The organism is Chryseobacterium sp. A301 (assembly GCF_054489425.1).
On record NZ_JBTMWY010000005.1, the window covers coordinates 47768 to 61354 of the forward strand.

Genomic DNA, 13587 nt, shown 5'->3' on the forward strand with positions numbered 1-13587 from the left:
CCCCCCCCCCCCCCCCCCCCCCCCCCTAACACAACAGTGAGCCAACCTCCATCGAAAAACTTAATCACGTTCGCATAGAAGAATCCTAGCTCAATGGAAAGGTAAACTGTAGCAAACAACACAATTAAAATTTTACTGATTCGATTGCGACGTAACCAAAATAGCAAAAGACAGGTGGTCATGAGCATCGTAATGGTAATGGTAAGACCATAGGCCGCCTCCATCTTACTGGATTCTTTAAAGAATAGCACAACGACGATACACATCAATAGCAAAGTCCAATTGATCTTTGGGATGTACATTTGGCCTTTCACACCGGAGGGGTACTCAATCTTCTGGTTCGGCCAAAAGTTAATGGACATGGCTTCCGAAAACATGGTGAATGAACCTGTAATCACCGCCTGACTTGCAATCACTGCTGCGGCGGTTGCCAATATAACACCAGGAAGTACAAGGTAAGAAGGCATAATTCCAAAGAAAGGATTCATGCCGGATTGCGTCTCATGAATATTGTCTAAAAGCCAAGCCCCTTGACCTAGGTAATTTAAGATTAACATGATTTTTACAAAAACCCAGCTTATTTGAATGTTTTTCTTTCCACAATGGCCTAAGTCTGAATACAAAGCCTCGGCCCCCGTCGTACATAAGAACACCGCGCCCATAATCACAATTGCACTTGGCGAATGCGTGATGAGTTGGTAGGCATAATACGGATTAAATGCTTTTAGAATTTCGATATGATCAAAGAGATGCAATAGTCCAAACCCGCCAAGTGCTAAGAACCAAACGACCATAATCGGACCGAAAAACTTTCCTATTAGACTCGTTCCAAACTGCTGCATTAAAAAAACGACTAGCAAAATCACACAAGTGATCAGAACTACCGGTGTATTTACATTGTATATTTTTAAACCTTCAACCGCTGACATGATGGTTAATGAGGGCGTAATCACACTGTCTGCTACCAGGGTGGCAGCTCCAATCAAGGCTATTATATAAAGCCAAGGTTTCTTCAGTCTTTTCACTAGGGAATAGAGTGCCAAAATACCTCCCTCTCCTTTGTTATCAGCTCTTAGGGCAATAATCACATACTTGATCGTTGTCTGCAGGGTAAGAGTCCAAATAATGCACGAAAGAGCCCCTTCAATGTATTCGTCTAAAGGCAAGGCCGAATCGGCAAATTGAAAGGCATTCACAATCGCCTTCATCACGTACAATGGCGAGGTACCAATATCTCCGAACACAATACCCAGAGAGACAATCACCCCTATAAAGGACAATTTCTTTACATCAAACGATTGACTGGTAGCATTTTGTGACATTTTGAAAAAATTTTGGCAAAGGTAAACTTTTTACGATTGTAAAAAATATCATTGTATAAATGAAAAAACTCTCTTTCGAGAGTTTTTATCTATTTTATGCTTTAATGTACATTGCTTTTTTAAGCTCTTCTTTTACATTCTCTAGTTTCGGGAACCATTCTGAGAAAAGAGCTGCGGAGTAAGGCGCAGGTGCATCTGGAGTCGTGATACGTTTCACTGGAGCATCGAGGTAATCAAACGCTTTCTGTTGTACCATATAAGTGATTTCGGAAGCGACTGAACCGAACGGCCATGCTTCTTCTAAAACAACCAAACGATTGGTTTTCTTTACAGAAGCCAAAACGGTATCATAATCAAGTGGACGTACAGTTCGAAGATCAATTACTTCTACTGAAATTCCTTCTTTTGCTAAATCTTCTGCTGCTTGCATGGCAAGTTTCATGATTTTACCAAAAGAGACAAGGGTTACATCCGTTCCTTCTCTTTTTATATCCGCCTTCCCGATAGGTAAGTAGTACTCTTCTTCTGGGATTTCCATTTTATCTCCGTACATCTGTTCTGATTCCATAAAAATCACCGGATCGTTATCTTGAATGGCTGTTTTTAAAAGCCCCTTCGCATCATACGGATTCGAAGGCACAACGACTTTAAGTCCTGGACAGTTTGCATACCAACTTTCAAAAGCTTGAGAGTGGGTTGCTCCCAATTGACCGGCCGAAGCCGTAGGTCCTCTAAAAACGATTGGACAGTTCCACTGACCCCCGCTCATTTGTCTGATTTTTGCAGCGTTGTTTATAATTTGATCAATCCCTACTAGCGAGAAGTTGAAAGTCATAAATTCCACAATGGGACGATTTCCGTTCATTGCAGCACCTACGGAAATACCTGTAAATCCAAGTTCTGCAATCGGCGTATCAATAATACGTTTTTCTCCGAATTCCTCAAGCATTCCTTTGGAAGCCTTGTAAGCTCCGTTGTATTCTGCCACCTCTTCACCCATTAAGTAAATGGATTCATCCTTACGCATTTCTTCGCTCATTGCCTGCGCAATCACTTCTCTAAAAGTATATTCTGCCATGTCTCGTATTGTTTTTCTGCCGACAAATTTAGTGAATTAAATTATATAAACGGCCAACCCTCCTCCATTTTGAATGAGGTTCGTCCTATCGTAAGTCCAACCGCACTAGAACCAATAAAAGGAAGCTTTTGGTTCGTCAATTTTAATCCACAAAAAATGCGCTCCTAGAAAAGGGCGCATTTTTTTGTTTAACGAAACATGTCGCTTACTTCACCTTGTGCCAAGTTTGTGTACGTCCGATTAGTGAGAACCCAATATACCCTCTTACGTTCAGCTTATCACCGTCTCTTGTAATAGTACATTTGTAGGTTTTCCCTGTTTTAGGGTCCGTGATCGTACCTCCTGTGAATTCAGAACCTGACTTCTTAAGTCCACGAATAATTTCGAGTCCTTCTAACGGCTTATTTTTACGATCGTCGCTGCATTTTACGCAGTTTTTATTTTCCACTTTGCCCAGTAGTTGAGAAATTTTCCCATAGTACTGGCCGTTGGATTTCTTGTAAATTTCAACGACGGACTTCGCCACACCGGTTTCGTCGTCTATTGTTTTCCATTTCCCCTCAATTTGAGCGAATGATAAAGTGGCAAAAAACAAAGCTATAAAAGCAAAAAACATTTTTTTCATGACAATATTAATAATTTGTTAAGGTTTGTATAAGTTTGATAAAAGTAATTAAAAAAAGTTAAACTCCAACTATTTTATTATTCACCTCATAAGGTCTTTTCTATCAGAAATGGAAATTCAAAGAATCCAAGAATGGATTTCGTTACTGAATCCGCACTAAATACATTTTTGAAAGTTTTTGAGCCCTCGTTTTGGAGGAAAGAAACTTCAAATTTAATCTTGTAATTCGGTAATCATTTTCTGTTTTAAGGACATGGTACTGCCTGTTGAATCCATCTAAAGACTTCTGATCAATGATAAGTAGATCTCCTGTTTTCAATTTTTCGCTTTCGATACGCTTTGTATTTTGTTTTGTGTAAAAATCAAACGCCCAATATTCACTCCCTTCTAACATAAAAACCTTCTTGGAGTCGAACTCACTTTGATTCACATACTTGGCGAGACTATAACTCCCTTGGTATTTCGTGAGGACAGGATAAAATTGACCGTTTAAATACACATTTAATGCGATAGAAAAAAGCAAAGAGCAAAACAGATACTTTTTGAATAGAGGTTGAACCGAAAAGACTCGAAAGAGCAATATTGCGAACAAAATAGCTCCTACTATCCATAAAACGGTATTTTCTATCCCCGTAAACTCAATGGAAAGCCATGAAACAAGAAGAATAGAAGAGAAAATAACCACCAGTTGTATCGACCAAAGAATTCGAATTTTTCTGTCTTTGGACGTCAAAGATAGCTGACTCAAATAAGAGGCCGTTAAAATTGCAAGGATAGGAATTAACCCGTTTAGGTAATGAGGAAGTTTGAATTTTGAAAAGCTAAAAACGAACATCACGAGCCAAAACCCACCTAAGGTTAGAAATTCCACTCCTCCTTTCTTTCTGAATTTTTCTTTTATCATTTCTTTGGTTCGTTCAAAAACACCAAAATATAATGCGAGAGAAAAAGGTAAAAACACCCACAGTAGCGTATGGAAAAAGAAAATATAATCGGAATTATTCGGAGCAAAACCGTCCCCAGTCATTCGAGAAACACTTTGTCCTAAAAGGATAAATTCAATTCCTTCTCGACCAAATTGATGGTAGTACGCATAAAGGATGGGGCTTAAGCCCAGGAAAAAAGCCAAGGCAGCTATAATCAATTTAGGCGTAAAAAATCGTTTCCATTCTCTGCTATAGAGAAGGTAGGCGAATACACAGAAGGAAATGATGACAAGTGTCATTAGACCTTTGGATGAGAAAGCAATGGCTGCTCCAAAACCCGCCAAAAGATAGCTGCTTAGAGTCTGGGATCGGATTGCTACTACAAACTGCCAAATGGAAAAGACGACAAAACCGGTGAGTACCGCATCGGTACGCACATCGTGCGCAGAGAGAATAATACCCTGCGCAGAGAGAAAAATCAACGCGGCCCAGTGTCCTACTTGAGGAGAACTATAAAGGAGTTCTGCTAATTTCTTACTTGAATAGGCCCCTAGGACCAAACAGAGCAACGCAGGAATTCGATACGCAATTTCACTAATTCCAAAAAGCTTCATGGAAGCTGCTGCCAGCCAAAAATGCATGTGCGGTTTATCCAAATAAGGAAGCTCTCCTTTGTAGATATTTAGGTAGTCTCCATTAAGAACCATTTTCATGGCCATAGATGCATGTTGCGCGGAATCGTTTTGCATCAAGGGAACAAATAGACCCAAAATATACACCAGCGCAAATCCCAAATAGAGAATCGTAAGTTGAGCTTGGCTGAGTTGAACGTTTGAATTCATAGAACTACTAGTTTTTTAGTATTTTTGTGCTTCTTTAAACCTACAAATTTAATCAATCAAAATCAAACCATGAATCCAGCGCTACTATACTCACTCGTTATTCCCATGTACAATGAAAAGGGCAATGCAGGTCTACTTATAGACAAAATTAGACAAGCGATGGGTCCTTATCGTTACGAGCTCATTCTAATTGATGATTTCTCTACCGACCAGACAGTGAAAGAAATTAAGGACAAGAAAGATCCAAACGTAGTTTTGATTGAACTCAGAAAGAATTATGGCCAAAGTTCTGCAATGATGGCCGGATTCGATTTCGCCTCTGGAGATTACATTATTACGCTTGACGGAGATTTACAAAACGACCCAAGCGATATACCTGCTATGATTGAGCTCTTAGAAAATGGTGATTACGATCTAGTGGTCGGAAAAAGACAAAAGAGAAAGGATTCTTCCTTGCGCACAATTCCTTCTAAAATTGCGAATTTCATTATCAAGAACACAACGAAACTGTCCATTTCAGATCAAGGATGTGCTCTAAAAGTTTTTACAAAAGAAACCGCAAAAGAATTAAACCTATACGGTGAAAACCATCGCTTTATTAGTTTAATGGCGCACCTAAACGGGGCAAAAATAGCTGAAATGCCGGTGAAACATCACCCGCGAATTCATGGCGAATCGAAATACGGAATGAATCGTACGTTCAAGGTCATTAACGATCTACTTCTAGTCCTTTTCAATCAAAAATACCTATCTAAACCAATCTATCTATTTGGCAACATTGGACTTCTTGCCTTTACTCTTGGAATGCTCATCAACATTTATCTTGTAATTCTTAAAATTCTAGGCAATGAAATCGGGACTAGGCCTTTGCTTATTTTAGGAGTTTTACTGGTGTTTATTGGGATCCAGTTTTTCACCACAGGAATCGTGGTGGATATGCTAATGAAGACCTACTATGAGTCGCAAAGAAAACGTCCTTTTAACATTCGTAAAATCACACAGTTTGAGGGCAATTAGAATCAATAAGAAGTTAAGTACGGCCTTAAAGCTGCTTATAAGCCTCGGTCTACTCTTTTTAGTACTCAAAAAAATCCCTCTTCACGACCTACTTTCCTTGTGGACAAAAATTGAATATGAGTACCTTTTCTTAGGAGCACTTTTGTTTCTAGCTTCTCAAATTTTGTCCGCGAAACGCCTCGATTATTACTTTAAAGCCCATGGCTTTTCCCTTTCTTTCAGAAGCAACCTAGAGCTCTATTTTCTTGGCATGTTCTATAATTTTTTCATCCCGGGTGGAATCGGTGGCGATGCCTATAAGGTCTATCTCTTAAACAAAAAGTTCCAATGGAATTTGAAAAAACTCACCTTTAGTGTGTTAAATGATCGAATTAGTGGGCTCGTAGCACTTCTAGGACTTGGTATTTTCATTACTCTACTGCTCTTCAAAACGTACTGGGTCTTCCTTCTCTTGCTGCTAATCGTAGGGCTTATAGTCTACTATTATATTTTAAAACAGTTCTTCCCTTCCTTTCAATCTCTCTTTGCAAAAGGACTTCTTTTTTCACTTGGGATCCAAACCTTGCAGGCAATTAGTTTCATTCTTCTGCTTAAGTGTCTGGGAGTTACTACAAACTTCTTACCCTATGCACTCCTGTTTTTAGCGAGCTCTGTGCTTAGTCTGATTTCGTTTGCGGGAATTGGAATTCGTGAGATGCTCTTTTTAAAGGCTTCCACTTATTTTCATTTGGATGTAACACAAAGTGTGTCGGCCTCTTTATTATTTACTGTGGTCACCGCTTTTTTTGCTTTAATTGGAATCGTTTTTCAGCTAAGAAGCTTAAATTTGAAAACCAACTCATCACTATGAATTTCATCAAAAATAATTTAGCCAATGGCTTCACTTTAGCCAATCTTTTCTCAGGTTGCATTGGAATTGTACATTTGTTTCAAGGTCAGTACGAGATTACGGCAATCTGCATTTTGCTTTCTTTGCTATTTGATTTTTTCGACGGCTTTGTCGCAAGGCTTCTAAAGGCAAATTCCGAATTGGGAGTGCAACTTGATTCTCTTGCTGACATGGTAAGTTTTGGCTTTTTACCTGGGGTTGCGATGTATAAATTATTGGAAGGTTACACACTTACGCTAGGTAGTGACGTTGTTTTTGAGCTTTCCTATTTTGGGTTTTTCATCACCTTAATGTCCTGCTTACGGCTTGCGATTTTTAATTTGGACGATTCCCAAAGCTATCATTTCGTGGGCTTAAACACGCCGACAAATACCCTCTTGATATTTGGACTGTACTATACCTTCCAAACTCAAAATTCCTTTCTAGATGCGCTGAACGCTCCTTGGATTTTGGTAGGACTAACTGCTCTTAGTTCCTATTTGCTTGTCAGCCCTATCAAAATGTTTGCTTTAAAATTTAAATCTTTTACTCTAGGAGACAATCTTCCTAAAATACTACTACTATTGGGAAGCGTTGCCCTACTTCTACTTTTTAAAACAGTAGGAATTCCACTGATTGTAGTTTACTATATTGTCTTGTCGCTAGCCTTTCAGAAAACCATGAACTAGGTACTACCTATTCCATTTTAAAAACAATTTATGAATCTAAAACTACATAAACCCCTATGCATCTTTGATCTGGAAACCACTGGAATCAACATCAGTAAAGACCGAATCGTTGAAATTTGCATCTTAAAAGTGAATCCAGATGGGTCCAGAGAATCAAAAACCTGGCTTGTCAATCCTCAAATGCCGATTCCTAAAGAAGCCACGGAAGTGCATGGCATCTCAGACGAAAGGGTGAAGGAATCTCCCACATTTAAAGAACTTGCCCCTGCCATTGCAGAGATGATCTCTGGGTGCGATCTTGGAGGTTTCAATTCGAATCGCTTTGATGTTCCCCTACTAATGGAGGAGCTTCTACGGTGCGAAATGGATGTAGATTTGACCAAAATGAGACTCGTGGATGCCCAAACTATTTTCCATAAGATGGAACCACGAAATCTCGCGGCCGCCTATAAATTTTACTGTGGAAAAACCCTAGAGAACGCACACTCAGCAGAAGCAGATACGCTTGCAACTTTTGAAATTTTAGACGCCCAAGTGGCAAAATACGACGAACTCTCTAATGAAATCGCAGGCATCAGCGAATTCTCATCCTACCATAAGTTTGCAGACTTGGCAGGATTTATTGCATACGACAAGGATGAACAGGAGATCTTTACCTTTGGCAAATACAAAGGACAACGCGTAAAGGAAGTATTCCAAAGGGATATTGGGTATTACGGTTGGATTCAAAATGCGGACTTTCCACTTTACACAAAAAAGACTTTAACCGCCATTCAATTAAAAGCTAAATTCTAAAACCAATTCAAATGAAAATAATCTGTGTTGGAAGAAACTACAAAAACCACGCAAAGGAACTTGGAAATGAAGTGCCTACCCAGCCTGTCTTATTCCTTAAACCAGACACTGCGCTTTTAAAAGGAAATGAATTCTACATTCCGGAGTTCACAAAGGATCTTCATTACGAACTAGAAGTGGTGGTGAAAATTTCAAAAGTGGGTAAATACATTCAACAGGAGAACGCACATAAACATTATGAAGAAATTGGACTTGGAATTGACTTTACGGCCAGAGACCTTCAAAGTGAATTAAAAGCCAAAGGGCTGCCGTGGGAAATTTCCAAAGGCTTTGACGGTTCGGCGGTGGTCAGCACCTTCTTTAAGAAAGAAAATTACGCACTTACTGATCTGAATTTTTCACTTTTGAAAAATGGACAGCAAGTTCAAAAGGGAAATACAAGCTCGATGCTTTTTGAAGTAGATGAACTGATCGCATACGCCTCAAAGTTTTTCACTTTACGCGTCGGAGATTTACTCTTTACAGGCACGCCAGAGGGTGTGGGTCCTGTAGTCGAAAGCGATTATTTAGAAGGATATCTTGAATCTGAAAAACTTTTAGATTTAAGAATATCCTAAGACGCGACTGCTTATTAACGCCGTCATCTTAAAAATAGAATGCCTGCAAATAATTTGCAGGCATTCTAAATATAGGGATAAAAGAAAGTCTCTTATGCTTGTACGTTGTTGTTTTGTCCAACTACGAAAGGCTCTACTTCTTTGATCTCACCGTATTGTTGTTCGTAGCTAGTGATATTCTGTTGCAAAGCAGCAAGAACTCTTTTTGCATGCAAAGGAGCAAGAATCACTCTTGATCTTACGTTTGCTTGTTGAACACCTGGCATTAATTGAATAAAATCAAGAACAAACTCCGAAGGAGAATGGTTTACAAGCGCTAGGTTACAATATACACCTTGTGCTACCATCTCGTTTAGTTGAATGTTTACATTTCCGTCTTGTGGATTTTGATTGTTGTCCATTTTCTATTTTTTGTTAAGTTTAAATTTCAAAGTTTCAGGTTTACAAAGTTAACATTTAACCCGAAACCTGAAACTTGAAACTTATTAAATTTAATTTAAATCTTCGAATTCTTTCTTAGATCCGACAATCACATTTTGATACTCTTTAAGTCCAGTACCTGCAGGGATTCTATGCCCTACAATAACGTTTTCTTTAAGACCATTTAATGCGTCTACCTTACCAGAAACTGCCGCTTCGTTAAGAACTTTGGTCGTTTCCTGGAAGGAAGCTGCCGACATGAAAGATTTGGTTTGCAATGCCGCTCTCGTAATCCCCTGAAGAACAGGAGTTGCGGTCGCAGGAAGAGCTTCTCTCACTTCAACGAGTTCAAGATCTTCACGTTTTAGCTTCGAATTCTCGTCTCTTAATTCTCTTGCGGTAATCATCTGACCTGGCTTAAATTCTTTCGAATCTCCTGCTTCCGTCACGACTTTCATACCAAAGATACGGTTGTTCTCTTCTAAGAAATCAAATTTATGCTCTAAAGCTCCTTCTAGGAATTGAGTGTCACCACCATCCACGATAGAAACTTTGGTCATCATTTGTCTCACGATAATCTCGAAATGTTTGTCGTCGATCTTCACCCCTTGCAGACGATATACTTCTTGAATTTCATTCACTAAGTATTCTTGAACTGCGGTTGGGCCTTTGATCTTAAGGATATCGTCTGGTGTCACCGATCCGTCGGAAAGTGGTGAACCTGCACGTACAAAGTCATTCTCCTGCACCAAGATCTGGTTGGAAAGTTTCACTAAGTAAATTCTACGTTCTCCTGTTTTCGCCTCTACGATCAGTTCTCGGTTCCCTCTTTTGATCTTACCATAGGAAACAACCCCGTCGATTTCCGTTACTACGGCTGGATTCGATGGATTTCTTGCTTCAAAAAGTTCGGTCACCCTTGGTAAACCACCTGTAATATCCCCAGATTTTGCTGATTTTCTAGGAATCTTGATTAGGACTTTACCTGCTTTAATCTTCTCACCGTCGTTCACCATAAGGTGGGCTCCTGCAGGAAGGTTATACGCTTTAAGTTCTTCTCCTTTCGTATCTACTACTCGAAGAGTTGGTACTGCCTTTTTATTTCTAGATTCAGAAATTACTTTTTCTTCGAATCCGGTTTGTTCGTCAATCTCAAGTTGGAATGAAATACCTTGAATAATATCTTCATACTCTACTTTCCCTGCAGATTCTGCAATGATTACCGCATTATACGGATCCCACTTGGCTAGAACATCTCCTTTTTTCACTTTCGCACCTGGCGTTACCGTTAAAGAAGCACCGTAAGGAAGGTTCGCGACCATTAATGGCGTACGAACCGCACTGTCAGCAACCAAACGCAGTTCCGTGGAACGCGATACTACCACTTCGTGCTTTTCTCCAAATTCATTTTCAGAAGTAACAGTTCTTACTTCGTCCATTTCTACGATACCGTCTCTTTTCGCAACGATAGAAGGATTTTCGGACACGTTCCCTGCAGTTCCCCCCTGGTGGAAAGTTCTTAAGGTCAACTGTGTACCTGGTTCCCCAATGGATTGTGCTGCGATAACTCCTACGGCTTCTCCCATATGAATGGCTTTACCGGTAGCAAGATTTCGTCCGTAACATTTCGCACAGATTCCTCTTTTTGCTTCACAAGTTAATGGAGAACGAACCTCAACGGCTTCGATCCCTGCGGCTTCGATTCCTTTTGCGATCGGTTCCGTAATAATTTCATCCGCATTGGCAATCAGTTCGTCTGTTTCTGGATGATAAACATCGTGTAGAGATACTCTACCTAAAACACGCTCTGAAATACGTTCTACGATTTCGTCGTTCTTTTTCAATGCAGAAACTTCAGTTCCTCTTAACGTACCACAATCAACCTCAGTAACAATTACGTCCTGCGCAACGTCCACGAGTCTTCTTGTTAAGTACCCAGCATCCGCTGTTTTTAGTGCGGTATCCGCAAGACCCTTACGAGCCCCGTGAGTTGAGATAAAGTATTCTAGAATTGAAAGTCCTTCCTTAAAGTTTGCTACAATCGGGTTTTCAATAATTTCCGCTCCTGTAGATCCTGCTTTCTGAGGTTTCGCCATAAGTCCTCTCATTCCTGAAAGCTGACGAATCTGTTCTTTTGATCCCCTCGCACCGGAGTCAAGCATCATGTAAACGGAATTGAATCCGCCTTGATCGCTCTTCATTCGGCTCATAATCATTTCTGTAAGTCCCGCATTTGTATTGGTCCATACGTCAATTACCTGGTTGTAACGTTCTGTATCCGTAATAAGACCCATGTTGTAGTTGGCCTTAATTTCATCCACGTTCTCCACGGCTTGCGCAATCATGGTTTTCTTTTCCTCTGGAATTACGATATCTCCAAGGGAGAAGGATAGACCTCCTTTAAATGCATTCGCATATCCAAGGTCCTTCATATCGTCAAGGAATTGAACGGTGGTTGGGAAATCAGTTTCGTCAAGAATACGACCAATTACGTTTCTTAAAGATTTCTTCGTTAAAAGTTCATTCACAAAACCAACTTCTTTTGGCACAATTTGATTAAACAAAATACGACCTACGGTAGTTTCTGTTAATCGAGTCACAAGTTGATCTTCTTCTTTCACCGGTACACGACATCTTACTTTCGCATTTAACGAAACTTTTCCTTCGTTGTAGGCAATTTCTGCTTCTTCCGATGAATAGAAGGCAAGACCTTCACCTTTTACAGGTTTCTCTTTTGTGGAAGCTAGTTCTTTCGTCATGAAATATAGACCAAGAACCATGTCCTGAGACGGTACTGTAATAGGAGAACCGTTTGCTGGATTCAGAATGTTCTGAGACCCAAGCATAAGAAGTTGAGCTTCTAAAATAGCTTCCGGTCCAAGAGGTAAGTGAACCGCCATCTGGTCCCCGTCAAAGTCGGCGTTGAAGGCCGTTGTTACTAGCGGGTGCAATTGAATGGCTTTTCCTTCAATCATCTTAGGTTGGAAGGCTTGAATACCTAAACGGTGAAGAGTCGGTGCACGGTTAAGTAGCACAGGGTGACCTTTCATTACGTTTTCAAGGATATCATATACCACTGGCTCTTTACGATCAATGATACGTTTTGCAGATTTTACTGTTTTTACAATACCTCTCTCAATTAGTTTTCTAATGATAAACGGTTTGTAAAGTTCGGCTGCCATGTCTTTTGGAAGTCCACATTCGTGCAGTTGCAGATTTGGACCTACGACGATTACAGAACGAGCAGAATAATCCACCCTTTTTCCTAAAAGGTTTTGACGGAAACGTCCTTGTTTTCCTTTCAAGGAATCAGAAAGGGATTTTAAAGGTCTGTTAGACTCTGATTTTACCGCTGAAGATTTTCTTGTGTTATCGAATAAAGAATCCACCGCTTCTTGCAGCATTCTTTTTTCGTTTCTTAAGATTACTTCTGGAGCTTTAATTTCTAGAAGCCTTTTTAGACGGTTATTTCTAATAATAACTCTTCTATAAAGGTCGTTTAGATCGGAAGTCGCAAAACGCCCTCCGTCTAGCGGCACCAAAGGTCTTAATTCTGGTGGAATCACAGGAAGCACTCTCATGATCATCCATTCTGGACGGTTGATCATTCTTGTATTTGCACCTCTTAAAGCTTCGACCACGTTCAGTCTCTTTAAAGCTTCTGTACGCCTTTGTTTAGAACCTTCGTTGTGAGCTTTGTGTCTCAAATCAAAAGACAAAGCATCCAGATCAATTCTTCTTAGAAGTTCCTCAACAGCCTCTGCACCCATTTTCGCGATAAACTTATTAGGGTCCGCGTCATCTAGGTAATTGTTATCTGGGGGAAGGGTCTCTAAGATATCAAGATATTCTTCTTCTGTTAAGAATTGCTTGTCTTCGAAATCAGATCCATCCGCATTCTTAGCAATCCCTTGTTGAATTACTACGTAACGTTCATAGTAAATAATCATGTCTAATTTCTTAGACGGAAGTCCAAGAAGGTATCCAATTTTATTTGGAAGGGAACGGAAATACCAGATGTGCGCAACAGGGACTACTAAATTAATATGGCCAATTCGCTCTCTACGTACTTTTTTCTCCGTCACTTCAACCCCGCATCGATCACAAACAATTCCTTTGTAACGGATACGTTTGTATTTACCACATGCACATTCGTAGTCTTTGATTGGACCAAAGATCTTTTCACAGAAAAGTCCATCACGTTCTGGCTTATGCGTCCGGTAATTGATCGTTTCTGGCTTTAAAATCTCACCTCTTGATTCTTGGAGGATCGATTCGGGTGAAGCCAGACCGATTGTGATTTTGGTAAATCTACTTGATTTATTTTTATTTGACATTTGTTCGATTTTAGATTTTAGATTTTAATTTTTGACTATTCTCTTCCGACT

The 13587-nt window shown here is 39.9% G+C and carries 10 protein-coding genes and 1 pseudogene; 5 read left to right on the forward strand and 6 right to left on the reverse strand.

The annotated features are described in order from the left end of the window. From ACX3PU_RS08875 to ACX3PU_RS08890, 4 genes and pseudogenes are all read right to left on the reverse strand, one after another. Positions 1-1322 (reverse strand): annotated as a pseudogene (locus ACX3PU_RS08875) (KUP/HAK/KT family potassium transporter); the annotation flags it as partial. Between the two features lie 94 nt (positions 1323-1416). Then, a complete protein-coding gene (locus ACX3PU_RS08880) occupies positions 1417-2400 on the reverse strand; it encodes a pyruvate dehydrogenase complex E1 component subunit beta (RefSeq protein ID WP_459084666.1) in 984 nt (327 codons plus the stop codon). 205 nt (positions 2401-2605) lie between these two features. Continuing rightward, positions 2606-3025: a DUF2147 domain-containing protein gene (locus ACX3PU_RS08885; RefSeq protein ID WP_459084667.1), complete on the reverse strand. Its 420-nt coding sequence runs from the start codon at positions 3023-3025 to the stop codon at positions 2606-2608. Between the two features lie 142 nt (positions 3026-3167). Continuing rightward, on the reverse strand, positions 3168-4793 hold the full coding sequence (locus ACX3PU_RS08890; protein WP_459084668.1) for an ArnT family glycosyltransferase: 1626 nt from the start codon (positions 4791-4793) through the stop codon (positions 3168-3170). A 69-nt stretch (positions 4794-4862) separates the two neighbouring features. Here ACX3PU_RS08890 and ACX3PU_RS08895 point away from each other — a divergent pair, with 69 nt between their 5' ends. The 5 genes from ACX3PU_RS08895 to ACX3PU_RS08915 are packed head-to-tail and all read left to right on the forward strand — an operon-like array spanning position 4863 to position 8779. Continuing rightward, positions 4863-5810, forward strand: a complete 948-nt coding sequence (locus ACX3PU_RS08895; RefSeq protein ID WP_459084669.1) for a glycosyltransferase family 2 protein — start codon at positions 4863-4865, stop codon at positions 5808-5810. After that, the gene (locus ACX3PU_RS08900; RefSeq protein ID WP_459084670.1) at positions 5797-6660 is read left to right on the forward strand and encodes a lysylphosphatidylglycerol synthase transmembrane domain-containing protein; all 864 of its coding nucleotides are present in this window, start codon (positions 5797-5799) and stop codon (positions 6658-6660) included. The genes ACX3PU_RS08895 and ACX3PU_RS08900 overlap by 14 nt, the downstream gene beginning before the upstream one ends. Continuing rightward, complete coding sequence (locus ACX3PU_RS08905; protein ID WP_459084672.1) at positions 6657-7367, forward strand: CDP-alcohol phosphatidyltransferase family protein; 711 nt, start codon at positions 6657-6659, stop codon at positions 7365-7367. The genes ACX3PU_RS08900 and ACX3PU_RS08905 overlap by 4 nt, the downstream gene beginning before the upstream one ends. A 30-nt stretch (positions 7368-7397) precedes the next feature. Then, positions 7398-8162: an exonuclease domain-containing protein gene (locus tag ACX3PU_RS08910; RefSeq protein WP_459084673.1), complete on the forward strand. Its 765-nt coding sequence runs from the start codon at positions 7398-7400 to the stop codon at positions 8160-8162. Positions 8163-8173: 11 nt separating this feature from the next. Beyond that, positions 8174-8779 (forward strand): fumarylacetoacetate hydrolase family protein, encoded by a 606-nt coding sequence (locus ACX3PU_RS08915; protein ID WP_459084674.1) that lies wholly within the window; start codon positions 8174-8176, stop codon positions 8777-8779. Positions 8780-8871: 92 nt separating this feature from the next. Here ACX3PU_RS08915 and ACX3PU_RS08920 read toward each other — a convergent pair whose 3' ends face one another. Both ACX3PU_RS08920 and rpoC read right to left on the reverse strand, forming a co-directional pair. Then, on the reverse strand, positions 8872-9180 hold the full coding sequence (locus ACX3PU_RS08920) for a DUF3467 domain-containing protein (protein ID WP_459084675.1): 309 nt from the start codon (positions 9178-9180) through the stop codon (positions 8872-8874). Positions 9181-9270: 90 nt separating this feature from the next. Next, positions 9271-13536, reverse strand: coding sequence for a DNA-directed RNA polymerase subunit beta' (gene rpoC / locus ACX3PU_RS08925; protein WP_459084676.1), 4266 nt, complete (start codon positions 13534-13536; stop codon positions 9271-9273). Between the last annotated feature and the right edge of the window lie 51 nt (positions 13537-13587).